The organism is Halorubrum sp. 48-1-W, from assembly GCF_003287355.1.
GTDB lineage: Archaea > Halobacteriota > Halobacteria > Halobacteriales > Haloferacaceae > Halorubrum.
The window spans coordinates 22,243-45,062 of record NZ_QMIM01000017.1 but is presented as its reverse complement, the minus strand read 5'-3'; the positions used below and the strand labels follow the sequence as shown (position 1 = coordinate 45,062).

At 66.3% G+C, this 22,820-nt stretch carries 20 protein-coding genes, 1 tRNA gene and 1 pseudogene; 9 read left to right on the top strand and 13 right to left on the bottom strand.

Annotation, left to right across the window (positions count from 1 at the left end; translation table 11 throughout):
• Positions 1-5 precede the first annotated feature (5 nt).
• The 3 genes from DQW50_RS08920 to DQW50_RS08910 form a co-directional block, all read right to left on the bottom strand.
• Positions 6-827: a fumarylacetoacetate hydrolase family protein gene (locus DQW50_RS08920; RefSeq protein WP_112078934.1), complete on the bottom strand. Its 822-nt coding sequence runs from the start codon at positions 825-827 to the stop codon at positions 6-8.
• A gap of 2 nt (positions 828-829) precedes the next feature.
• A complete protein-coding gene (locus tag DQW50_RS08915; RefSeq protein WP_112078933.1) occupies positions 830-1,177 on the bottom strand; it encodes a cupin domain-containing protein in 348 nt (115 codons plus the stop codon).
• Between the two features lie 169 nt (positions 1,178-1,346).
• Positions 1,347-2,663: a DUF362 domain-containing protein gene (locus DQW50_RS08910; RefSeq protein ID WP_112078932.1), complete on the bottom strand. Its 1,317-nt coding sequence runs from the start codon at positions 2,661-2,663 to the stop codon at positions 1,347-1,349.
• 200 nt (positions 2,664-2,863) lie between these two features.
• Between DQW50_RS08910 and DQW50_RS08905 the strand changes: the two genes are divergently transcribed.
• From DQW50_RS08905 to DQW50_RS08895, 3 genes are all read left to right on the top strand, one after another.
• The gene (locus tag DQW50_RS08905) at positions 2,864-3,970 is read left to right on the top strand and encodes a mandelate racemase/muconate lactonizing enzyme family protein (RefSeq protein WP_112078931.1); all 1,107 of its coding nucleotides are present in this window, start codon (positions 2,864-2,866) and stop codon (positions 3,968-3,970) included.
• On the top strand, positions 3,967-5,184 hold the full coding sequence (locus tag DQW50_RS08900) for a mandelate racemase/muconate lactonizing enzyme family protein (RefSeq protein WP_112078930.1): 1,218 nt from the start codon (positions 3,967-3,969) through the stop codon (positions 5,182-5,184). Before DQW50_RS08905 ends, DQW50_RS08900 begins: the two co-directional genes overlap by 4 nt.
• A 171-nt stretch (positions 5,185-5,355) precedes the next feature.
• Positions 5,356-6,516, top strand: coding sequence for an acyl-CoA dehydrogenase family protein (locus DQW50_RS08895; protein ID WP_112078929.1), 1,161 nt, complete (start codon positions 5,356-5,358; stop codon positions 6,514-6,516).
• Between the two features lie 33 nt (positions 6,517-6,549).
• Here the strand turns inward: DQW50_RS08895 and DQW50_RS08890 are convergent, their stop codons facing one another.
• A complete protein-coding gene (locus DQW50_RS08890) occupies positions 6,550-6,786 on the bottom strand; it encodes a hypothetical protein (RefSeq protein WP_241964382.1) in 237 nt (78 codons plus the stop codon).
• A gap of 149 nt (positions 6,787-6,935) precedes the next feature.
• On the bottom strand, positions 6,936-8,186 hold the full coding sequence (locus DQW50_RS08885; protein WP_112078928.1) for an MFS transporter: 1,251 nt from the start codon (positions 8,184-8,186) through the stop codon (positions 6,936-6,938).
• Positions 8,187-8,394: 208 nt separating this feature from the next.
• On the opposite strand from DQW50_RS08885, the gene DQW50_RS08880 reads away from it, so the two are divergent.
• Positions 8,395-9,780: a hypothetical protein gene (locus DQW50_RS08880; RefSeq protein WP_112078927.1), complete on the top strand. Its 1,386-nt coding sequence runs from the start codon at positions 8,395-8,397 to the stop codon at positions 9,778-9,780.
• A 68-nt stretch (positions 9,781-9,848) separates the two neighbouring features.
• Here the strand turns inward: DQW50_RS08880 and DQW50_RS08875 are convergent, their stop codons facing one another.
• From DQW50_RS08875 to DQW50_RS08865, 3 genes are all read right to left on the bottom strand, one after another.
• Positions 9,849-11,831: a prolyl oligopeptidase family serine peptidase gene (locus tag DQW50_RS08875; protein WP_112078926.1), complete on the bottom strand. Its 1,983-nt coding sequence runs from the start codon at positions 11,829-11,831 to the stop codon at positions 9,849-9,851.
• Between the two features lie 743 nt (positions 11,832-12,574).
• Positions 12,575-13,120, bottom strand: a complete 546-nt coding sequence (locus DQW50_RS08870; protein ID WP_112078925.1) for a hypothetical protein — start codon at positions 13,118-13,120, stop codon at positions 12,575-12,577.
• The gene (locus DQW50_RS08865) at positions 13,117-13,716 is read right to left on the bottom strand and encodes an endonuclease NucS domain-containing protein (protein WP_112078924.1); all 600 of its coding nucleotides are present in this window, start codon (positions 13,714-13,716) and stop codon (positions 13,117-13,119) included. Before DQW50_RS08865 ends, DQW50_RS08870 begins: the two co-directional genes overlap by 4 nt.
• Before the next feature lie 286 nt (positions 13,717-14,002).
• On the opposite strand from DQW50_RS08865, the gene DQW50_RS08860 reads away from it, so the two are divergent.
• Positions 14,003-14,419, top strand: a complete 417-nt coding sequence (locus DQW50_RS08860; protein WP_112078993.1) for a hypothetical protein — start codon at positions 14,003-14,005, stop codon at positions 14,417-14,419.
• 655 nt (positions 14,420-15,074) lie between these two features.
• Here the strand turns inward: DQW50_RS08860 and DQW50_RS08850 are convergent.
• Positions 15,075-15,147 (bottom strand) — tRNA-His (locus DQW50_RS08850).
• Positions 15,148-15,224: 77 nt separating this feature from the next.
• The gene (locus DQW50_RS08845; RefSeq protein ID WP_112078923.1) at positions 15,225-16,556 is read right to left on the bottom strand and encodes a hemolysin family protein; all 1,332 of its coding nucleotides are present in this window, start codon (positions 16,554-16,556) and stop codon (positions 15,225-15,227) included.
• 312 nt (positions 16,557-16,868) lie between these two features.
• Between DQW50_RS08845 and DQW50_RS08840 the strand changes: the two genes are divergently transcribed.
• A complete protein-coding gene (locus DQW50_RS08840; RefSeq protein WP_112078922.1) occupies positions 16,869-18,053 on the top strand; it encodes a M20 family metallopeptidase in 1,185 nt (394 codons plus the stop codon).
• A gap of 57 nt (positions 18,054-18,110) precedes the next feature.
• Positions 18,111-19,379 (top strand): trans-acting enoyl reductase family protein, encoded by a 1,269-nt coding sequence (locus DQW50_RS08835; RefSeq protein WP_112078992.1) that lies wholly within the window; start codon positions 18,111-18,113, stop codon positions 19,377-19,379.
• A 172-nt stretch (positions 19,380-19,551) separates the two neighbouring features.
• Here DQW50_RS08835 and DQW50_RS08830 read toward each other — a convergent pair whose 3' ends face one another.
• The 3 genes and pseudogenes from DQW50_RS08830 to DQW50_RS08820 all read right to left on the bottom strand — a co-directional run bounded on the left by DQW50_RS08830 (position 19,552) and on the right by DQW50_RS08820 (position 22,250).
• Complete coding sequence (locus DQW50_RS08830; RefSeq protein WP_112078921.1) at positions 19,552-19,890, bottom strand: hypothetical protein; 339 nt, start codon at positions 19,888-19,890, stop codon at positions 19,552-19,554.
• Positions 19,891-19,970: 80 nt separating this feature from the next.
• Positions 19,971-20,645 (bottom strand): annotated as a pseudogene (locus DQW50_RS08825) (transposase); the annotation flags it as partial.
• 177 nt (positions 20,646-20,822) lie between these two features.
• Complete coding sequence (locus DQW50_RS08820; RefSeq protein WP_112078920.1) at positions 20,823-22,250, bottom strand: carotenoid oxygenase family protein; 1,428 nt, start codon at positions 22,248-22,250, stop codon at positions 20,823-20,825.
• Between the two features lie 81 nt (positions 22,251-22,331).
• Here DQW50_RS08820 and DQW50_RS08815 point away from each other — a divergent pair, with 81 nt between their 5' ends.
• Both DQW50_RS08815 and DQW50_RS08810 read left to right on the top strand, forming a co-directional pair.
• On the top strand, positions 22,332-22,517 hold the full coding sequence (locus tag DQW50_RS08815; RefSeq protein WP_112078919.1) for a hypothetical protein: 186 nt from the start codon (positions 22,332-22,334) through the stop codon (positions 22,515-22,517).
• Positions 22,518-22,522: 5 nt separating this feature from the next.
• Positions 22,523-22,774: a hypothetical protein gene (locus tag DQW50_RS08810; RefSeq protein ID WP_112078918.1), complete on the top strand. Its 252-nt coding sequence runs from the start codon at positions 22,523-22,525 to the stop codon at positions 22,772-22,774.
• Positions 22,775-22,820 lie beyond the last annotated feature (46 nt).

Genomic DNA, 22,820 nt, shown 5'->3' with positions numbered 1-22,820 from the left:
GACCGCTACCGCGTCACCGGCGCGTCGACCGACCCGATCGACTCCACGACCGCGCGAACGTGATCGCCGGGTTCGATGGGTGCGGCGCCGGGGGTCCCCGTGCTGAACACGTCGCCGGGTTCGAGCGTCATCACGCCGGAGTGGAACGACACGATCTCGGCGGGCGGAAACAGCATGTTCCGGATCTCGTTTTCGGCCTCGACCTCGCCGTTGACCTCGGTCCGTACGGACAGCGACGACAGCTCGAGGGGTTCCTCGGGGACGACGAGGACGGGACCGGGGACGAGGAACGTGTCGAAGCTCTTCGCCCGGGTGAGAAAGCGCGGGTTCCGCTGGAGTACGTCCTCGGCGGTCATGTCGATCACGGGCAGGTAGCCGGCGACGACGTCGTCGACGTCGGCCTCCGCGACGTTCCGGCACGTCCGACCCATCACGACGGCGAGTTCCGCCTCCGCGGTCACCCGTTCGCTCCGGTCGGTCGGCGGCAACCGGATCGGGCCGCCCGGGCCCGTGAGGACCGACGAGGGCTTCATGAAGCTGGCCGGCTCCTCGGGGCGGTCCTCGTCGAGGTCGCCGGCGTGCTCCTCGTAGTTCAAGCCGATCCCCCAGAGCTTGCCGAACCGCTCGAGCGGCGCGGCGAACGTCAGGTTCGCCGCCGGGATCCGGTCGGCGGTCGCGTCGTCGACGTCCCCGAGCGTCCCGACAGCCGCCCGCGGGAGCGCCTGACGGACGCGTTCGAGGTCGGGCTCGACCGAACCGAGCGGCACGAAGCCGTCGTCGTCGCCGAGCAACGGCTCCCCCGTCGAGGTGCGTGCGAGGTACTTCACGCTCACTCCTCGCGGTCCGTCCAGAAGTCGAAGGACCGACCCGGCGCGAACACGTCGAGGCCGACCGCGCGCTCGTCGCCCGTGTTCTCGACGCGGTGGGTCTCGTTCGACTCGAGCAGTACCGAGTCGTTCGGGGCCAGCGTGACCGAGTCGTCCTCCGTCGCCACCGTGAGTTCGCCCTGGAGACAGAGACACACCTGCTCGTTCTCGTGGTCGTGCATCGGCGAGCTGTGTCCCGGCGGCTTCTCGAACCACTCGAAAGAGAACTGGTCGCTCCCCGCCATCGCGACCCGTCGCCACCCGTCGTCGGGCTCGTACGTCTCGGCCTCGTCGAAAGCGACCGGCTTCATCGCGACTCCTCCGTCGGTGCGTCCGCGGTATCTTGCGTCTGTCGACCCATGATAGGGTCGAACACGACCCGGCTGATAACGTTTACCGTCCCGGTGGAGAGCGTCCCGGTGGAGAGCGTCCCGGTGGAGAGCGTCCCGGTGGAGAGTGGTACCGTTTCGTCGACGTCGATCACCGAATCCGTGCGGTTCCGTCCCGGATCCGCGCGGTCCCGTCCTCGAAGGTCACCGCGACGTCGTGGTCCCGTACCGTCGCCGACTCGGGGAGGTCATCGACGACCGCCTCGGAGACGTGGAGCTCGCCGAGGTCCTCGGTGTTCCGGATCCAGACGATCCGGACCGTCTCGGGGTCGTACCCGCCGAGCGCGGCCAGCGCGGTCCGGATCGCGAACTCGTCGTCGGGCGCGACCACCGGGAGCTTCGACTTCGCGAGCGACCCGCTCGTGAGCGCGTTCGCGTACGTCTTCTTCGTGTCGAGCTGGTCGATCGCCGCCTGGCGGGTGAGGTCCGCGAGCCCGATCCCGTTGCCGTTCCCTTTCGTCGCCTCGGTGAGCCCGCGCACGTAGATGAGGTCGATGTCGGGCGTCTCCGGGTCGGGCGCGTTGAGGACTCGGTAGCGGCCGATCACGTTCGTGTCCATCCCCGCGCCGGAGATCTCCTTGCCGATCTCGTCGACGACGAGCAGGTCGACCGCCTCGACCGGGAGCGTCGCCATCTCCTCGTAGGCGCGCTCCAGTAGCTCGGGCTCCCGGTCGAGGAACGACCCCGCCGGGACGGCCTCGACGTGGCCGAGCTCCTCCTCGAAGTTCTCGACCAACGCGAGCCCACCGAGGAGCGACACCTCCGCCTCGATGACGTCGAGTCCGGCCGTCAGCGTCTCGACGTAGCCCTCGGCGATGGCCGTCGAGTGGAACGACTTCGCCCCGCGCTGTTTGCCGAGCCCGACGACGGTCATCTTCGCCAGCCCGCTCTCTATCGGCCCGCTGAAGTTGGTGTGTGCCTTCACGCGATTTATCACGACGACCGCGTCCGCCTCGAGGGCCGCCGTCGAGAAGTACACCGGCACGTCCGTGTCGCCGACGGTCACCGTCGCCAACCGCTCCGCCTCCATTCGGGCGTCGATGGGGGCTCCCACGCCCTCCTCGTCGATCCCGAGCGCCGAGAGCACCTCGCGCTGTCCCTCCGGGGTCGCCCCGCCGTGGCTCCCCATCGCGGGCACGACGACGGGGTCGTATCCCCGAGTCTCCGCCCAGTCGACCGCCACAGCGGCGATCTCGTCGATCCGGTGGATCCCCCGGCTCCCGACGCCGATCGCGACGGTATCGCCCGGTTCCAGGTCGTCGCCGTCGAGCCGGTCGAGTTCCGTGCGGGCCGTGCCGAGGGGGTCCGCGAGGGTCTCGCTCGGGGGGTCGTACTCGACGTGCGCGAACGACGGGAGCGGCTGTGCGTCGATGAGGTGATCGACGTCGCTTCGGTCGGGAAACTCCATGCGTGGGCTCTGGCGGGGACGACACAAATAGTGTTCGTGGACGGACGGTGTTCGTGGACGGACGGTGTTCGTGGACGGACGGTGTTCGTGGACCGACGAGGCCGTCCGACACGGCGCGAGCCGGTCGATTCGGCCGGCTCGGCCACGAAGTTTCTTGCCCATACAACGAGCTATTTACGGGCGGGATTACCGGCTCACGCATGGAGATCACACAGGTCGAGTCGTTCCCGGTCGAGCTCCCGTTGGAGTCACCCGTCTCCTTCTCCAACCGGACGCTCACCTACCGAGACCACGCGATAACGTACGTTCGAACCGCCGACGGTCTCGAGGGAGTCGGCTACTCGCTGGGGTACGAGGGAGCCCACCTCGTCGCGGACGCGGTCGAGTCGATGCTCGAGCCTATCGTGGCCGGCGAGGACCCGCGCGACACCACCCGGCTCTGGCGCGAGATGTACGAGGGCAACGTCCAGATCGGGCGGATGGGCATCATCCTGCGCGCCATCTCCACCGTCGACATGGCGCTGTGGGACCTGAAGGCGAAGGCTGTGGACCAGCCGCTGTACAAACTGCTCGGCGGCAACAGCGAGTCGGTCCCCTCCTACGCCAGCGGGGGATACTACCGCGACGAGAAGGGCCACGAGGCCCTGCGGAGCGAAGTACGCCGCTACGTCGACGAGGGCCACGATGTCGTGAAGATGAAGGTCGGTCGTCTCTCGGTCGACGAGGAGGTCGAGCGCGTCGCAGCCGTCCGCGACGAGGTCGGTCCGGAGACGACGTTGCTCCTCGACGCCAACGGCGTCTGGGAGTCGACGACCGAGGCGGTCCGCGCCTGTCGGGCCTTCGAGCCGTACGACCCGTACTTCATCGAGGAGCCGGTGATGATCGACCGCGTGGAGACGATGGCGGAGGTGAACGACGCCATCGACTACCCGGTCGCCACCGGCGAACTCGAGGGGAGCCGCCACAACTTCGCGCGACTTCACGACACGGGCGCGGCGACGATCCTCCAGCCGGACGTGACCGTCTGCGGCGGGATCACGGAGTGGCTCCGGATCGCGAACTACGCCGTTGCCTACGACGTGCCGATCGCGCCCCACTACAACTGGAACATCCACACGTCGCTGCTCGGGGCGATCGACAACGGCCTCTGGATCGAGTACTTCTACCGCGACATGGACGTGAAGGCGTTCGACGACGTCGTCGCGGAGCCGCTCGCGCCCGACGACGACGGTCGGATCGCGATGCCCGACGAGCCGGGCCACGGCGTGACGCTCGATACGGACGCGCTGGAGGAGTTCCGCGCATGAGGGACTACTCCGATCGGATCGACGTCCGCGACCCGGACCGGGACGTCGAGATCACGAGCATCGACGCCTGCGTCGTCGAGGGCAACTTCGAGTGGAACCTGATCAAAGTCGAGACCGACGCCGGCGTGGTCGGCATCGGCGAGTCGTACCGCGGCGGCGGGATCCCCGAACTCGTCGAGTACACGAACCGCTTCCTGGTCGGCGAGAACCCGCTCGACGTGGAGCGGCTCGTCCGCTATATCTTCCAGGAGATGTCCGGCCACGGCGGCACTACCGGCAAGGTCGTGACCGCCGCCTCCGGCATCGAGGTGGCGCTTCTGGATGCCGCCGGGAAGGTCCTCGGACTCCCGGTGTACCAACTGCTCGGATCGAAGTACCGCGACGAGGTCCGGCTCTACTGTGACTGTCACGCCGGCGAGGCGTACGCCGTCGAGGACGGGGCGACGGCCTACGCGGGAGCCGAGGCGTACTCCCCGGAGGCGTACGCCGCCGAGGCGGCCCGCGTGGCCGACATGGGCTTTCCGGCGCTCAAGTTCGACCTGGACCTGCCCGCCGACAACGAGAACGACCCGTACAACGGGCGGCTGACGAACGCGGCGATCCGCGAGAAACGCGAGATCGTCGAGGCGGTGCGTGAGGAGATCGGCTACGACGTCGACCTCGCGTTCGACTGCCACTGGGACTACTCCGTCGAGAGCGCGAAGCGGCTCGCCTACGAGCTGGAGGAGTTCGACCTGATGTGGCTCGAGGACCTGGTCCCGCCGGAGAACATGGACGCACAGAAGGAGGTCACGAAGGCGACGCGGACGCCGGTCGCGACCGGCGAGAACCGGTTCCGCGTGTTCGAGCTCTCGGAGCTGATCTACGACCACGGCGTCGACGTCGTCACGCCCGACCCGACGACGGTCGGCGGGCTCCACGAGACGATGCGGATCGCCGACCGTGCCGAGGAGAACTACATGCCGATGTCCCCGCACAACGTCTGTAGCCCGGTGGGAACGATGGCCTGCGTCCACCTCGGCGCGGCGACCCCGAACTTCGACCTCCTGGAGTACCACGCGCTCGAGGTCGACTGGTGGGACGACCTGCTGGTCCGCGACGAACCGCTGATCGACGAGGGCCGGATCGCGGTCCCCGAGGAACCCGGGCTGGGGATCGAACTCGACATGGACGTCGTCGACGAGCACCTCCTCGAGGGAACGAGCGGGTTCTGAGGCGCGGGTCGTCGCCCCGTTCCGCTGTCCCCATCGGGGTGTTCCGGCCGGCGGGTCGGCGCGTTCCAGCCGACGGATCGGTGCGTTTCAGTTGGCGAATCGAAACGTCACCACGACCGCGTCGTGACGAGATGTAGGGCATTATTTATTCGTGCGTACGTAATCCCGTACATGATCGATTATTTCGATTTGGAGGCGTCGCTCACCCAGGAGGAACGACTGCTCGTCGACTCCGCGCGCTCGTTCGTGGAGGGAGAAGTCGAGGACATGGGCGAACACTGGATCGAGGGCACCTTCCCGACGGAGATCATCCCGAAGATGGGCGAGATGGGGTTTTACGCGCCGAACCTCGAGGGATACGGTCTGCCGGGCGTCAGCGAGACCTCCTACGGGCTCCTGATGCGCGAGCTGGAGGCGTGCGACTCGGGACTCCGGTCGATGGCGAGCGTCCAGGGCGCGCTCGTGATGTACCCGATCTACACGTTCGGTAGCGACGAACAGAAGGAGGAGTGGCTCCCCGCTCTCGGCGAGGGCGAGGCGGTCGGCTGTTTCGGCCTGACCGAGCCCGAACACGGGTCGAACCCCTCGGCGATGGAGACCCGTGCCGAGAAGGACGGCGACGAGTTCGTCCTCAACGGCTCGAAGACGTGGATCACGAACTCCCCGATCGCGGACGTCGCGGTCGTCTGGGCGAAGGACCACAGCGAGGAGGGGACGCCGGTCCGCGGGTTCCTCGTCGAGACCGATACGGACGGCGTCACGACCAACAAGATCGACGAGAAGATGAGCCTCCGCGCGTCGATCACGGGCGAGATCAGCCTCCAGGACGCGCGGATCCCCGAGGAGAACCGCCTGCCGGGCGTCTCCGGCATGAAGGGGCCGCTGTCGTGTCTGACGCAGGCGCGGTACGGCATCGCGTGGGGCGCGGTCGGCGCGGCACAGGACTGCTTCGAGACCGCCCGCGAGTACGCCACCGACCGCGAGCAGTTCGGGAGGCCCATCGGCGGCTTCCAGCTCCAACAGCGCAAGCTGGCGGAGATGGCGACGCAGATCACGCTCGCTCAACTGCTCGCCCACCGGCTCGCCGAACTCAAAGAGGCGGGCGAGATGCGTCCACAGCACGTCTCGATGGCCAAGCGGAACAACGTGCGGATGGCCCGCGACCAGTCGCGGATCGCCCGCGAGATGCTCGGCGGTAACGGGATCACGGCCGACTACTCCCCGATGCGGCACATGGCAAACATGGAGACCGTCTACACCTACGAGGGGACCCACGACATCCACACGCTCATCCTCGGCGAGGACCTCACGGGCCTCCAGGCGTACCAGTGAGCGCGTAGCCGGCGACTTCAGTTGCCGTCGACCTCAGTCGCCCCCGACGGTGCCTCGGGCGACCCGCTTCAGGAGGTCGTCGTACTCGCCCGTATCGGCCACACGCTCGACGTTCTCGACGAGGACGTCGGCCCGCCGCTCCCAGTACTTTTGGGTGTCTCCGGAGACGTGCGGCGTGAGGAGAACGTGCTCGAATCCCCACTGGTCGTGGCCGGTCGAGAGCGGTTCCGGATCGGTCGAGAGCGCATCGAGTTCGGCCTCGCCGATCATCCCCGAGACGATCCACCGCGATATCGGCGGTGGTCGGCTCCGTGCTGATCGTCCGGGCGTCGACGCTGGGGGGGCAAAGTACCCGCGGTCGCGGCGGGGCAAATCCGGGGACGTCGTGGTGGAGAGTCAAGGACGTCGTGGTGGAGAGATCACCCGTCCAGGCGTATCGGCGGCGCCCGGCTCATCAACACCAGACAGCCGATCCCGACGACCGCGCCGAAGACGCCGGTCGCGACGCCGACGGCGCGGACGGCGGGGACGAACCCGAGCCACGAGCTGGCGACCGCGATCGCCCCGCCCATAAGGATCGGCGTCAGCGTGGCGCTCGCTCGCCCGGTCCCCTCGCTCAGGCTCACCAGCCCGCCGCGCAGTTCCGGCGGGGCCAGATCGGTGACGATGCTCCGGTAGATCGACAACACGATCCCGAATCCCGCCCCCATCAGTATCACGCCGAGCGCAGCGAGCGGGAGCGCGGTCGCGAGGAAGACGAGTCCGATCCCGGCGCCCATCGAAGCGTTCGCCGCGATCAGCGGGTAGAGGCGGTCGTCGAAGACGGCGGAGATCCGCCCCGTCTGGGTCGCCGCGAGCGCGTACGTGAGGCTGGCGAGCGCCGCGAGGACCCCGGCCTGTGCGGGCGTCCCGCCGAGCACGTCGACGACGACGATCGAGTTGTACGTGAGGAAGCCGAACCACGCGAGGTTCGCCGTCCCGCGGGCGACGACGATGGTCCACGCACGCCGATGGGCGACGAGGGAGCGGAGGTCCGCGAGCTGTGTTCGGAGGTCGTCTCCGGACCCACCCTTCGCGTCGTCGTCCATCGGCTCCTCGAATCGGAGGTAGACGACCGCGGCGATCGGGAACGCGATCGCGTACAGCAGGAACGGGTACTGCCAGGCGAAGCCGACGAGGACGCCCGCGATGAGCGGAAAGACCGTCTGTGAGAGGCCCGACCCGGTGAACCGAAGCCCCTGTGCGGTCGCCTCCTTCGTCCCCGAGTAGAGGTCGCCGAGGCTCGTGATGATGATGGGCGTGAGCGCGGCGAACCCGATCCCCTGGAGCAGTCGGAGGACGAGCGCTGTAGTGAACGTGGAGACGAACGCGATCGCCGTCCCGGTCAGCCCGAACCACACCAGCCCGAAGACGAGCACCGGCCGTCGGCCGTACCGGTCCGCGATCACCCCCGCGATCGGGATGACGACCACGGCCGGCCCCGTGAACGCCGACATCAACAGCCCGACGTTCGCAGTCGACGCGCCGAGCGGCTCGACGAGCGACCCCAACACCGGCGAGAGGAGCGCGGTCCCGAGCGGCGGGAGGACGTTGATCAACAACAGGAGCTGGAAGGGCCGCTCCCGGACGATCCCGGACTCGCTTCCCGCTATCGACGGCGTCGAGACCACGGATACTCTCCCGGAAGGCGGTGGGGTACATGGGACTGCGTCTACCGGCAGAGATCGTTGCGACCGACGACGAGCGACACGACCCGACGACGAGCGACACGACCCGAGAACGTACAGCTCGATCGAACCGACCGTCCGACCGTCCGATCGTGTGCCGACCGCGAGTACGAATCTATTTCTCTCCGGCGACTCCACGCGAGGACACGACATGGAGGCTGGCCCGGCACCGCGGGACGTCGCCGATACCACGGACGGTGACGAACGAGCGACGCCCTCCACCGTCGAGGACCTCTTTTCCGCCCTCCGTGACTTGACGGAGGACACGTCCGACGCCGAAACACACGAGGAAGTACGGGACGTCAAACAGCTACTGGCCGAGGCGCACGATCGGGGCCTGATCGATTCGGGAGTGCGAGACCTCGACGTGCGTGACGCCGCCGAAGCGTTCGTCGGGAGCGTCATCTTCGCGTCGCCGCTCCTCGTCGAGGACGGGATCTTCGATATCGCCGAGCACCTCTTCGAGTTCACTATCGCCGGGGTTCCAGTGTTCCTGATAGCGAACACGTTCTTCGTCGTGTTCATGACCTACGCACTGCTCGAGTGGACCGGTCGAAACAAAGAGGAGACACGGACCCTCTTCGGGGTCGTCCCGATACGCGTGTTCATGACCCTGACGGTCTCGTTCGTCGTCGCCGCGGCCCTGATGACCGTGTGGGGACGCGTGGGCGGCTGGGGCTCGCCGATCGAAGCGCTCGCTCGTATCAACGTCATCTGGACGGTCGGGTCGCTCGGGGCAGCGCTCGGAGACATCCTCTCCGACGGCGACCCCGTGCCGGTTGCGATACTGGATGCCCCGGCACAGGACGGCCCGCGCAAGAGAACGGAGGCCGTCGGCACCACGCTGACGGTCGACCGACCGGAGGACGTTCGGAACATACCGGAGGACGTTCGGAGTATGAATGACGGCGCCCTCGTCGAAGCGCTCCGCGAAGGGTTCGACGACCTCGAATCGGTCGTCGACGACACCGCCGGTCAACTCGAAGTGACCCGGCTCAGAGAGGAGACGATCCAGGCGACGATCGACGACGTGTTCGGCGATCGGATCCAGAAGTACACCTCGCGGGACATCGCCGAAGGATTCGTGGGGAGTATCTTCTTCTCGATACCGTTCCTCGTGGAGGACGGCGTCTTCGACGTTGCCGAGTTCTTCCTCTCGTTCCGTGTCGGCGTCTTCCCGATCTACTTCCTCGTCAACACGGCCTTCGTGTTAGTGATGATCCTGTCGCTCGTCTACTGGGCGGGACCGCAGAAGGTGACGGTGTCCCGGCCGATCTTCGGGTTCATCCCGCGCCGATTGGTCGGAACCGCGCTCGTCTCGTTTCTGACCGCGGCGGCGCTCATGACGATGTGGGGACGCGTCGGGAACTGGCAGGACCCGGTCGTGGCGCTGGCCCGGATCAGCGTCGTCTGGACCGTCGCGTCCTTCGGAGCCGCCCTCGGTGACATCCTCCCCGGCGAGAGTTCCGGAGCGGACATCAACGACGACCTCGCCGCCCTCGGCGACCTCGCCGGCGACGAGGACGCCGAACGCTGAGTCCTGCGGACGCCCACTGGCTACGGAACTTCGAGGCGAAAGCCCCGCGGGTCAGCGTGGAGCGGACGTCAACGGAGGTGCTCGTCGAACGCCGATTCGATCCGCTCGAACGTCCGTTCCCACGTCGCCCGTTTCGAGAACACGTGTCCCTCGCCCGGATAGTACTCCGCCTCGAACGTGACGTCCTGCTCGAGAAGGGTGTTGACGACGACGTCCTGCTGTTCGACGTTTACGTACCGATCGTCGGTTCCGTGGAAGCTATACAGCGGGTTCTCGTAGTCGTCCATGTGTGTGACCGGACTCGCGTCGTTCCACCGGTCGGCGTTCTCGAGCGGGTCCCCCATCACGGCCGTCGCACTGGAGCTGACCGCCGGGTACTTCGTTTCCGTCGCCCACTCGTGGTAGTTTCTGACGTCGGCTAGACCGGCGAGATTGACGGTTACGTCGAACACCTTCGGATGCGTTCCGGGGAGCTGTAGTGCCGCGTACCCACCGTAGGACAGCCCCCACATCCCGACCGAATCGGACGTGTACTCGAGTTCCCGGAGGTACTCGGCGCCACGGACGATATCGTTCATTTCGACCCGGCCCCGGTCCCCGCCGATCGCCGCCCGGAACTCGCGGCCGTATCCGATACCGCCACGGTAGTTCACGAACAGCCCGACGTACCCCTTCGAAGCGAGGTACTGTTGGAACGCGTAGGCGAGGCCGTACGCCCGGCTCGGATGAAACCCCTCGCGCATCTGCCGCATCGGTCCGCCGTGGACGTAGACGACGCTCGGGAGGTCGGCTGAATCGTCCGGAACCGCGTCCGTTCGGCGCGGATCGAGGAGGTACCCGTCGATGTGGAGGTCGTCGGAGTCGAACGAGACGTGCTCCGGCCGAACGGGCGGCGACTCCCACCCGTCGACGCCGGACTCCGTCACCCGTGAGCGGGCCGACGACCCGAGACGGTCGTCGTCGAGGCCACATACGCGTATCTCGGGCGATCGGTCGGCGCTCGCGTGGAGGTAGGCGAGGCGCCGGCCGTCGGGGGACGGCCGCGGTTCGACGTTCGTTCCGGGCGTTTCGACGACCGGTGAAACCTCGCCGTCGACCGACACCCGGTAGATCCGTCGCTGGCCGGAGTCGCTTCGGTTCGACGCGAACACGAGCCGCTCGTCGTCGATCCACCGCGGCGAGGAATCCGCGAGGCCCTTGTCCTCGAACCGGCCCTCGGTGAGTTGCGTCCGTTCGCCGGTGGCGACGTCGATCACGTGGACGTGTTCGTATCCATCGATCGGGAGCGTCGCGGCCAGACGCGTTCCGTCCGGCGAGAGTTGCGGCGAGCCGCTGGAGAGGGCGCCCGTGTCCCGGTCTTCCTCCCGGAACAGCACGGTTTCCGCCCCCCGTTCGGCGACGTCGATCGCGACGAACTCCCTCACGGTCCCGTCGTCCCGTCGTCGCTCGAACAGGAGCCGTCCGTCGGAGAGCCATAGCGGGGAGTTCGACGCCGCGTCCGTGCGGGTTCGTCGGACCAACTCCCCCGTATCGAGGTCGATGACGCCCACGCACTTCGTTTCCCGTTCCACGAATTCGTACGCGAGGAGGCGACGGTGGTCGTCCTCCCGCCAGGCGAAGGCCCGCTCCCCCCCGAGAAACGGTCCGCGCTGAGGGGCGTCGAAGAGCCGTTCGGCCCCGTCGGAGACGGATCGGATACACGGTTTCCCCTCCCGGTAGTACGCGAGCTTCGAGCCGTCCGGCGACCACGTCAGCGATGAGTCGCCGTCGGGTACCCGAGCCAGTTCCGTGACTGATCGGTCGTCGGGGTCGGCGAGAACGGTCGCCCCGTCCTCCGTCGTGTAGACGAGCTCGCTCGTCCTCGATGACCACGAGAACTCCGCCACGTGCGTCCCGTCCCGCCCGATCCGCCACGTCTCACCGTCGGGTCGTCCGATCAACAGCGCGTTTCCATCGTTCTCGTAGATCGGTACGGCGAGATATTCGCCGTCGGGCGACCACTCCGGAACGCCGGGCCACTCGATGTCGAGTACATCGTCGATCGTGAGCATACCACGCGGTTACGGCGGACGATGATGAATCGTCGGGCGGCGGCAATCGGCCGAACTCGTCTCACACGTTGGTAAGTTCGCTAAGATGTGACCTCCTCCTCGCTGTAAACGGTGAGGCTTCCCACGGCACCGCACCGCTGGGTTGGGATATTTGCTGGTTGACGACTCGTCGGCGTGACGAGCCGATGGCGGGGCCACACCGCCGTTACTCCTCTCGCCCGACAGGGGGACTCGGAGTTATCTTGACCGAGACACCACAGCGGTTCGAGAGGGTGTCTCGAACGTTCTGGATCTCGGAGTCCCGATATTGCGCAGTTGGGTGGGCGGTGAAACCGTCTCGGTGTCTGTTATGGTACGATGTGACGCCAAATAAATATCCCCATCAGCGTCAGAACGTGGTCTGTGGAAGGCTTGTCGGATTCACTCCCGGCGTAAACGCCGGGATTCTCTCCTCGTAGAAAGATAGCCGATACGATGATTCTGAACGCACGTACATGTGTGTACGCACAGATGTACACATCCGATATCGGAAAAGGCGGTTACGGCCAATCGCTGGCCGGCGCACGGCCTCTGATCCGACTGACGCGGTTGCCCTCACGCCGGACAGCCCGACCGTGCGCGATCCCACCTGGAGCGCACCGTGACGGCGCAACGCTGTCCAGTGCCTTTCTACCCATCCTACAGCCCAACCACCACCCCGACCGGTTCACCCTCACGGGTCGGCCGTCGTCGCCGTCCGAGCCTTAGAACGCGTCGTGGTCCCGAAACTCCTCGACCGCCGCCGAGTGGACGATCGTCACCAGGTCGACCAGCTCCTGCGCCAACGCAACGATCTCGACGTCGCCGACACCAACTTCCAGTTCCCTTTCGACGACAGACATCCCACTGGCGTAGTTCTCGGTCAACGAGTACCCGTCCAACTGCTCGGCCTGGTCTCGGAGGAACTCCCGAAGCACAGTGTCTTGCTCGGATTCGGCCTGCCATAGGTCGAGTTTGTAGTGGACGAGCCCCTCTTCCTCGATTTGTGGGTCCATCGTGTACTTGAGCGGCTTCGGGTGGTCCGGATGATTCGATCCGAAGAAGATCGTCCGCTTCGTCGACTGGCTGGCGATGTCAGTTCGGTCTTCCAACCGTAGCTCGTCTTTGAGCTGCGGATACGCGTGATCCCGGACACGAACAAGCAAGTCGGAGTAATCGACGGTGTCGTCCTCGGGCTGAACCCTCGAACGCGGATAGTCGACGACTGTAGACGAGCCCAGGACAGCGTACTCCTCGGCGGCTGTGTTCATATCGTCGTCTGGTGGGGCGAACCACTGTACCGAGACGCACTGTACGTTGAGTCCCTGTTCGAGAAGATAGCGGGCGTAGATTCAGTTCGTCGAGTGATCTGCTCCGCGAGGATTACCAACCGCTGGTGTTGATTATACGCCGACTCGTCGACCTCGATCCCGAACGTCGTCTTGTGGGCTTTCGCCAGCGACTCCTCGATGACCTCCGCATCACCAGGATCCCACTCACCGTCCCGAACTTTCGCCTTCAGCTCGTCGTAGACGGCGTCCAACTCGTCGTACCCGTACCCGCTGAGTGACTGCGCGTACTCCTGCGGCTGCGAAAGGATGCTTCCCTCGCTGGCACTTCCGGTCCCGCTTTGCCCCCTCTTGATCTCGATGACGACGACGTTCCCCCACCGGTCGAGTGCGAGCAAATCGGGAAATCCGGAGTCAAGGCTGTACTGTCGCCCGAAAATCAACAACCGTTCGTCGAGAATCACCTCAGGATTTGCCAACAGCCACGATTCGAGTTGCCACTCGCTTTCGACTGAGCAGCGTTCCAGCTCTTTCGTATCAGGTGGCTGCCTATCGGAGGCTAAATCGAAGAGACGCATACCGACTGCGATGTAACCGACTGTATTGGATTTTTGGCTCTGCTGAAATCTTCAGCGGCTGATACAAACGGCCTGCTGAATAGAGAGCGCGAGTCTTGTACGGGGAGTCAGTCTGTGTATGACCGCTTCGATCGGTCGATACACGGGGTGGGTGTAGCGGCTTATGTGACCGGAATTCTCCAATACACATGGACCTGTCCCCGTTCCCAGACAGACACTGCGGTCCCCGCGTGCTTCTGCCGAAACGTTTGATACGATAGCACGCATCCCTCTATTAGTGGATCAAATGACATTTGAAACCGATCTCAGTGAGGAACTGGCCGACGGTATCGTCAGTGCCGCTCGAACGAGCCTCGGAGATACCCTCCGGGCCGTGGTGTATTTCACCCCGTCATCGTTTGATCTCCTCTACAGACGGCAGGATCTCTACGATTCGATCGAGACTGCTAGAGAGGCCAAGTCGCAACTCGTCGAGTTCGAACGCACCGGGTTTGCGGAGCGACCGATCCGGACAGCCATCGCCCGCATGGGAGGCGGGCCGGATATCGGACCGTATGAATTCACCGTCCGATTTCACACAAACGGGTTCGTCATCCGAATCCTTCAGGGTGATGCAGGTGTCCTCTTTACCGCAGATAGCATGGACGTCAACGCCTTTGAGGACGCGGCTAGCGCGATCTCCAAGCTACTGGCCGAGGAGTGACCCGAATGTGAACTACCCCACCCTGCTCGGCCTGACGGTCTCGCTGAGGGCGGGGCTTCCTGCTTCCATGACGCGCTTTACAGATACAGATGTATCCACTGGGAGTACAGTCTCCACAGGCGTTTCTTCGGAGTGTCCCACTCCTAGTTCTCGACGGGGTGATTCCGTGGGAGAACGCACGCTTCTTGTCGCGTTTGAACGCTATCCGTGTCCGTCAGCCTCGCAAGGAGCGAGTCGTTCCGAATGGAACGACGAGCGAATCGAAGCCGACAGGTCGGAACGCCCATCTTAATTCCTCATTCGGCGTTCGACAATATAAGTGCTTGCGTGGGCAGGCGAACATGCCGACACACTGTGTACGACCAGATGATGACGGCGTTGACGAGACGCTCCGCGTCTCGTTCGCACACCAGAAATCTTCGATTTCTGGGGACGCTGTATCCCCTCCCTACTGCGCGCTTGTCCGCTAGCGCGGACTGCGGTGCTCCTTGAGGGAGGGGGCTTAGCGCCTGTATTCAGCTAAAGTGCCGAATTCGGGCGTTAGAAGCCTAGGTCAGGGTGCGAGAATCGACCCCGATTGCGAGACTCGCTAACGCTCGTCTCGCGTGGTTCGATCTCGCTGTCCGGCTTTCTTCGTCACTACGTTCCTCAGAAAGTCCGGGTGCGAGAATCGAACCCGCGTCTCAGCCTCCACAAGGCTGAAGGATAGTCCACTACCCTAACCCGGACACGCACCCTCACGTATCCCGTTTCGACTGATAACCGTTACGACTCGGGACAGGCCGTGTGACGGAGTCGCGCGCAGCTACTCGGCGTCGTCGGTCCCGTCTTCCTGGCGGATCCGGACCGTGGAGACGCGGGCGCCGTCGACCGCCAGCACCTCGATCGCGTAGCCGTCCTCGGAGACGACGTCGCCGACCTCGGGCGGGCGACCGAGCCGGTCGAACACCAGGCCGCCGAGGGTGTCGAAGCCGACGCCCTCGAAGTCGCTACCGAGCGTGTCGTTGACCGTCGAGAGGGGGACGCCGCCGTCGATCTCGTATCCGACGTCGCCGTGCCGGCGGATCGAGGGCTCTCCCCCCTCGATGTCGAAGCCGTCGCGGAGGTCGCCGACGATCGTCTCGACGGCGTCCTCGACGGTGACGAGCCCCTCGAACGCGCCCCACTCGTCGATCACGACCGCCAGCTGGCGCCGTTCGTCCTGGAAGCGGACGAGCAGCTCCGCGACCGTCGTCGTCTCGGGGACGACGAGCACCTCGCGCGCGAGGTCGCCGGCGGTCGCGGTCCCGCCGCCGTCCGGATCGACGGCCTCGAGGACGTCCTTGGTGTCGAGGAAGCCCACCACGCGTCCTTCGTCGTCGGACTCGACGACCGGGTAGCGCGTGTGTCCGGCCTCGTGGATCGTCGCCCTGATCGCCGACAGGGGGGCGTCAGTCGGGACGCTCACCACGTCCGGGCCGGGGACCATGACCTCGGTGACGTTCGTGTCGTCGGTCTCGAAGACGCGCTCTATCATGTCCACCTCCGCCCCGGCGATGTGGCCGACCTCGCCCGCCCGCGCCAACACCCGTCGGATCTCGCGTTCGTCCAGCGTCTCGTCGGTCTCGGAGGCCGGCGGGATGCCGATGAGGCTGGTGAACGCGTTGGCCGTCCCGTTGAACACGACGAGCCCGGGGTAAAACAACAGATAACAGAGCTTCATCGGGGGCGCGACGAAAAGCGAGAGCCGCTCGGCCTCCGCGATGGCGATCGTCTTCGGCGCGAGTTCGCCGAAGACGACGTGGAGGAACGTGATGAAGCTGAACCCGATCGCGAACGCGACGAGGTGGATCAGGTTCGCCGGGAGCAACGGCTCCAGGGCGGGTTCGATGAGCGACGCGACCGCGGGCTCGCCGGCCCACCCCAGACCGAGCGACGCGAGGGTGATCCCGAGCTGTGTCACCGCGAGGTAGTTGTCGAGGTTCGCCATTACCTCCTCGAGGGTCTCCGCGCCCGGACGCCCCTCCTCGACGAGTTGCTCGACCGACGTCGACCGGATCCGGACGAACGCGAACTCGGAGGCGACGAAGAACCCGTTCAGGACGACCAACACGAACGCGAGCAGGAGCCGCGACCCGGAGACGACGAGGTCCGTCATCGTCGCCTCCGCGCCGCGTCACCGTTCGATCGAGCCGTGACCATGCCGGTACGTCACCGCGGGGGCATAAAACGGTGACCACGGGTTCGGGGCACGATCGGGCGGGCCGAGACTGCGAGCGAGACCGATCCCACCGGGTTGCGACGCGTCGCCCGAGGGCTTTATCGATCGTCGCTCGCGAACGGTGGACGATGACCGCACGCGATCCACCGACACGCGGTGACGGCGAACGGGATACAACCCCGAACGCGGCGACGATCGGGGAGCGACCGGCTCCGAACCGATCGACGACGACTGCTCGGGTGATGGCCAATGAGTGAGGGGTCGGCCGCGGAGCGTTCGGCGGAGCTCGAGGGGTTGGCCCGCGACCTCGTGCGGATCCCCACGGAGAACCCGCCCGGGAACGAGGGGGCGGCCGCCGAGTTCGTGTACGACTGGTTCCACGAGGAGGGAATTGACGCGACGCTACTCGAGGAGCCGGATCCCGACCGGACCCAGGTCGGCGCTCGCGTGGGTGACGACGGACCGACGGTCGTGTTGAACGGCCACCTCGACGTGGTTCCCGCCGGCGACCCCGACGCGTGGTCCGACGATCCCTACGCGGGCGTCATCGAGGACGGCCGGCTCTACGGCAGGGGGAGCGCGGACATGAAGACGGGCGTCGCGCTCGCGATGCTCGTCGCCCGTGATCTGGCGCCCGAGATCCGCTCTGGCGAGCTGTCGGGCTCCGTCGTCGTCCACGCAGCGATGGGCGAGGAGACCGCGGACCCCGGCACGCGAACCCTCCTCGAACGCGGGTTCGACGGCGACTACGGGATCGTCCTCGAACCCACGGACTTCCGCGTGGCGACGAGCACCAAGGGACTCTCGGTCTACCGCGTCGCCGTCGAGGGCGTGGCGACGCACGCGAGCCAGCCCGATTCCGGCACGAACGCGATCGACGAGGCACGGCCGTTGCTCGACGCGATAGACGGGTACGACGCCGAACTCCGCGACCGCGAGGGGTCGCTCTGTGGCGGCGGGTTCGCGACGGTGACGGAGATCGAGGCGGGGACCGACTCCAACCTCGCTGTGATCCCGGACCGCGCCGAGCTCGTCCTCGACAGGCGGGTGCTTCCCGGGGAGGACCCGGACGCGGTCGACGCCGAGGTCGAGGCGGTACTCGATCGAGTACGGGAGGAACATGGCGTCGAGACGGAGTGGACACGGATCCAGACGTACGCTTCCTCGTCGATCCCGGTCGATCACCAGCTGGCGACGAGCCTCCGTACCCGGTCGGTCGAGGCGGTCGGGAGGGACGGCGGCGTCGGCGACCCGTGGGGGATCGAGGCCGCCACCGACGCGCGGAACTTCGTCAACGACACCGGGATCCCGGCGGTGACGTGGGGCCCGGGGGATCTCGATCAGGCGCACACGATCGACGAGTCGATCGACCTCGCGGACGCGGCCGTCGCGAGGGACGTCCTCGAGGACGTGGTTCGGGAGTTCATCGAGTGAGGACGGGCGGTCACGTAACGGTTGAGTGTAGCGCCGACTAACGGACCGTCGATGTCCGTGACCAGCACTGACCGACGTCATGACCTCGTCGTGTGGGGCGCAACGGGATTCGTCGGCCGCCTCGTTGCCGAATACCTCACCGAACGGTACGACCCCTCGGAGCTCTCCCTCGCGATCGGCGGCCGCAGCGAGTCACGGCTCGAGGAACTGGAGGCGACGCTCGTCGCCGAGCGTCCCGGGTGGGACGCGATCCCGCTCGTGGTCGGCGATGCGACCGATCTCGACCGTCTCCGATCGATCGCCGGGGACACCCGCGTCGTCTGTACGACGGTCGGCCCGTACACGAAATACGGAACGAAACTCGTGGAGGCGTGTATCGCCGCCGGCACGGACTACTGTGATCTGACCGGCGAGATCACCTGGGTGCGGGAGATGGTCGACCGGTATCACGAGGAGGCCCTCGAGGCCGGCACCCGGATCGTCCACAGCTGTGGGTTCGATTCCGTTCCCGCCGACGTCGGAACGCTGCTGGTTCAGTCGTTCGCGATCGAGGAGTTCGGAACGCCCTGTGACGTCGCTCGGATCTACGTGGAGGAGGGCCGGGGCGGCGTGAGCGGCGGGACCATGGCGAGTTTCACCGAACTGTTCCGAGCCGCGGCCGAGGACCCGGTCGCTCGACAGACGCTTCGGAACCCGTACTCGCTCGCGCCGAAGGGCGAGCGCCACGGCGGTGATCCGGGCGCACAGACGACCGTACGGACCGATCCACTCCGATCGACGTGGACGGCCCCGTCGCCGATGGCGCAGGTCAACGAGCGGGTGATCCGCCGGAGCAACGCGCTACGCGGCTATCCGTGGGACCGAGAGTTCGAGTGTACCGAGGTCGTACCGACGGGTGGCGGGATCGGGGGACTCGTGCGCGCCGGTGCGATCGCCGCCGGCACGAGGGCCGCTACCGCCGCCATGAAGTTCGGCCCGACGCGGGAGGGCCTGTCCCGGTTCGTGTTTCCGGACCCCGGCGAGGGCCCGACGAGGGAACGGATCGAGGACGGGTACTTCACCGTGCGGGTCCTCGGCCGCGGGACTGCCACGGAGGGTCCGTTCGTGGTTCAAAGCCGGATCGGTGCCGACCTCGATCCGGGCTACGGTGCGACCGCACGCATGGTCGGTGAGGCGGCGATGTGTCTCGTTTACGGACGGATCGACTCGCCGGTCGCGGGTGGAATACTCACCCCGGCATCGGGGATCGGAGCACCCCTCGCCGACCGGCTTCGGGAGGCGGGATTCACGATCGACGTCGGAACGCGGGACCGGCGACCCGTATGAAAATGACGAACGCGCCGACCGCCTCGTCGACGTCCCGGAAACCGCATCCGGGGAGGCCTCGATCCGCGGTGTGCGCCGGAACCCTTCGAGCGGTTCCCGCTCGCGTTCTGGGACGTCGCGAGGGCTCGCCCGGGCCGTACACACCGTGGTGACCGCCGCCGGAGGGTCCCCGCTATCGAGCGGGCCGGAGTACCCGGAGGCGATACCCCTCGAGCGCGGTCTCGTCGGGGACCCGGCCTGCCTCGGAGGCGACGTCCAGCAGTTCGGCGACGAACTCCTTCGGAACCTCGACGCCGATGAAGTCCGTCCCGTCCCGCCCCGTGGTCAATCGTGCCATCGTCCGAGCGGTACCGTCGTCGTTGTAGATGCTCCCGACCCGGGTGCCGTCCCGGACGAACCGGAGGGTCACGTCCGTCGGTTCGATCGTGTCGAAGCTCACCTCGAACACCCGGTCGTCGTCCTCGAGCCGGGCGAGCATCCGTTCGTCGTGTTCGACTATCGTCGTCTCCATACCGTCTCTACGGCTTCGACACGTATGACATCCTCCCCGTGGTAAACGACGGGGTTTCCTCTCCGTCATGGGAGTCTCGGCTATGCTGATTCCCCGGAGGCAATATTCCCGTTACGGTGGACGGTACTCGGGTCTGTGCGCTGTTCTTTGGGACGGTGAGAGCGTGGTGGCTCCGACCATCGGTGGTCGTCCCACTCGAACCGCACGGGCCGTGCCATCGGCCTGACTGCCTTCTCTGTCTGCCGTCTCAGGAACGTCTCTGACGCTGTAAGGTCGGAGTGGCCCTCGAACCCACACGGACAGGTGAGCGTATCCTGATGCCGTATCGTTCGATCTGTCGAACCGCACTGCGGGCACTCTTGGCTAGTCCACGCTTCCGACCGGACTTCGACCGAAATCCCGTATTCTTCAGCGGTACACGCCAGTCGCTCGGTGAACTGCTTGAACGCCCAGAAGTTGTGGGTCTTGGTGTTGGTTTCGACCGACCAGTGCGTATCCAACACGTCGGTTAACCCACCGATATACACTGTGTCTACGCCCTCGGCGTACAGCCGTTCAAGCAGGTCACGACACAGTGCTTCTTGGGCGTGGTCGCGGCGACGAGTCCGTTTCCGGTACAGTCGCCGGATACGCTCGCTACAGTATCGACCTTCCCGTAGCTTGGACTGTAATCGTGCGATTTCTCGCGTTGTCTCGCGGAATCGCTGGAACAACTTTCGGCCTTCGTACAGGTATTGTTCGCCGGTCGTTGTGGTAAAAGATCACGCCGAAGCAAACGACTTGGAACTTTCAGAAGCGTATGTAGAAGTATTGGAAGCGGGTCTTGAAGCGTTGGAGACTCAAGACCAGCAGTAACGCGGCGGTTTCTCAACAGAGCTTACGCGATTCACGCCCGCCGTGAACGGCGGGATTTTCTCGCTGTATCAAGATAGTCACTGCATCAGGCGCTGTGGGTCGTCGGCGTCGTAGAACTGTCCGTGGAACCCCGCCGGGAGACGGTGGGGGAGGACCGCCCGCGCTCGCTCGGTCAGCGTCGCGGCATCGAGACAGAACAACACCGACCGCTCGGCACGCGAGTCGAGCGCCAACGAGAGGAGAACGCCGTCGTCCTCGGCGTCGCCGTTCGGGTCGGGAACGAACAGCGGTTCGCCGGGATGAACGCCGAAGCGTGACCACCTGCGCGTCTCCGTCGTCCCCGGACGCACCTTCGCGATCGCGGTCGGGAGACTTCCCCTGTCGATGGACGCGAGGTACGCGTACTCGTAGCGTCGTCCGTTGACCGCGGCGTAGTTGATCGTCGGGAACTCCGCAGGCCCGGGGTACACGGTTTCCCGTTCGGCGCGACCCCCGCTCAACGGTAGCCGGTATCGGACGAAGTCACCCCGGGGAACGTCCGGGTCGTCGCTGCGAAGGTTCTCGACCGTCAACCCCGTAATGGCGCCGAGGTCGCCGTACACGACACAGTCGAGGACGATCGTCCCGTCGGCCTCGAAGGCGTTGGCGAAGTGGTACACGAAGAACGGCTCCGTCGGGACCGCGGCGGTCCGAGCGCCCGTCTCCCGGTCGATCACGTGGAACCGGGGCGTCGCCTCGCGCCGCTCGAACGCGTCGAGGAACGTGCGCCCCCACGGAACGCCGCGTAGGAGGTCCCCGAAGTCGACGCCGAACGACCCCTCGGGGACGACCGCGTACCGCTCCGTCAGCGCGAACGCGTGGACGTATGGGGGGTGCGAGCCGAACCGCAACCGGGTGAGCGCCTCCGGCGGTTCGTTCGGTTCGCGTCGAAACAGCGTGTACGCCGACTTCCGACCGAAAGACGGCGCCAGGCCCCACTGGACCCCCTCCTCGACGTGCGTATGTCCGAGCGTGGCGTCCGCGTCGAGCCCGGCAGTCAGGTCACGTCGCCCGACCGTATGAAACGTGTGTGGGTCGATCTCGATCCCGATGGGGCTCTCCGTCACCGCGTACATCGAGTCGTCGAGCCGGACGACGCCGATCGAAGGGTTGTCCTGAAACCCCCCGGCGAGGCTCAAATACAGCCGCCGAAGCGCCGATCCGCTGGCGGGCGTTCCCGGCAACGCCCGCCGGACCCGACCCTCCCGGCTCGCGACGCGAAAGTCCTCGCTCCTGACTAGCCGGTTGGTGTATCGGATCGCGTCCCCCCGGATCCGGAAGCCCCTGAGCATCGCGAGCGCGTCGAACCAGTGGTTCACCGTCCGGTCACCGACCTCGAACACCCCGGGTCCGTTCACGACCAACGTTCCGTCGAGCCACGACGGAAACGACCCCTCCACCGGGAGACGCTCGTCGGACACCTCCTCGTGTTGGCTTTCGAGCCCCTGCTTCCACGTGTTCCGCATATCGGATCGTTCGTGTCATACGGGCATGACTGTTGGCACGCCGTGCGGACCGTTTTGTTCGTCGGGCGCTTACGACCCGACATGACCGAACCGCGGGACACGCGTGCGGACGTCGGGGACGGCGACCGCGCCCGGAAGCGAGCGCTCGCGACGGCGTCGACGACCGAGTCCGGCCGAGCAACCCCGTCCGCGGCCGCCTGGGTCCGGGTCGGCGCGACGCCGGACGGTCCGCTCGACGGGCCCGCCGAACGCGCGGTCGACGGCTGACGTCCATGGCTCACGATCGCATCCACGCACGACAGCCGAGCCATCACGTCGATCGATGGTCGGTCGGCAGGATCGAGTCGATCGGGCCGCGGGACGGTCACTGCGTCGTTGCGGTCCGGCCGCCCGACGGCGACCCGGTCGAACTCGTCGTCACGCTCGCCGTTCGCGACCTGTTTCTCAGTCGGCTGGAAACCGACGACGGCGGATCGCCGGTGGGCGAGCGGGTCTGGTATCGGAAACGTGGCGAGGGACCGTAGGCGAGGGACCGTAGGGGGCCACTGGGAGGGGGCCACTGGGAGGGGT

Coding starts and splice junctions, on each gene's coding strand:
- DQW50_RS08915 (WP_112078933.1), bottom strand. CDS start 1,177: ATGAAGCCGGTCGCTTTCGACGAGGCCGAGACGTACGAGCCCGACGAC.
- DQW50_RS08910 (WP_112078932.1), bottom strand. CDS start 2,663: ATGGAGTTTCCCGACCGAAGCGACGTCGATCACCTCATCGACGCACAG.
- DQW50_RS08905 (WP_112078931.1), top strand. CDS start 2,864: ATGGAGATCACACAGGTCGAGTCGTTCCCGGTCGAGCTCCCGTTGGAG.
- DQW50_RS08900 (WP_112078930.1), top strand. CDS start 3,967: ATGAGGGACTACTCCGATCGGATCGACGTCCGCGACCCGGACCGGGAC.
- DQW50_RS08895 (WP_112078929.1), top strand. CDS start 5,356: ATGATCGATTATTTCGATTTGGAGGCGTCGCTCACCCAGGAGGAACGA.
- DQW50_RS08890 (WP_241964382.1), bottom strand. CDS start 6,786: ATGATCGGCGAGGCCGAACTCGATGCGCTCTCGACCGATCCGGAACCG.
- DQW50_RS08880 (WP_112078927.1), top strand. CDS start 8,395: ATGGAGGCTGGCCCGGCACCGCGGGACGTCGCCGATACCACGGACGGT.
- DQW50_RS08875 (WP_112078926.1), bottom strand. CDS start 11,831: ATGCTCACGATCGACGATGTACTCGACATCGAGTGGCCCGGCGTTCCG.
- DQW50_RS08870 (WP_112078925.1), bottom strand. CDS start 13,120: ATGAACACAGCCGCCGAGGAGTACGCTGTCCTGGGCTCGTCTACAGTC.
- DQW50_RS08865 (WP_112078924.1), bottom strand. CDS start 13,716: ATGCGTCTCTTCGATTTAGCCTCCGATAGGCAGCCACCTGATACGAAA.
- DQW50_RS08860 (WP_112078993.1), top strand. CDS start 14,003: ATGACATTTGAAACCGATCTCAGTGAGGAACTGGCCGACGGTATCGTC.
- DQW50_RS08845 (WP_112078923.1), bottom strand. CDS start 16,556: ATGACGGACCTCGTCGTCTCCGGGTCGCGGCTCCTGCTCGCGTTCGTG.
- DQW50_RS08840 (WP_112078922.1), top strand. CDS start 16,869: ATGAGTGAGGGGTCGGCCGCGGAGCGTTCGGCGGAGCTCGAGGGGTTG.
- DQW50_RS08830 (WP_112078921.1), bottom strand. CDS start 19,890: ATGGAGACGACGATAGTCGAACACGACGAACGGATGCTCGCCCGGCTC.
- DQW50_RS08820 (WP_112078920.1), bottom strand. CDS start 22,250: ATGCGGAACACGTGGAAGCAGGGGCTCGAAAGCCAACACGAGGAGGTG.
- DQW50_RS08815 (WP_112078919.1), top strand. CDS start 22,332: ATGACCGAACCGCGGGACACGCGTGCGGACGTCGGGGACGGCGACCGC.
- DQW50_RS08810 (WP_112078918.1), top strand. CDS start 22,523: ATGGCTCACGATCGCATCCACGCACGACAGCCGAGCCATCACGTCGAT.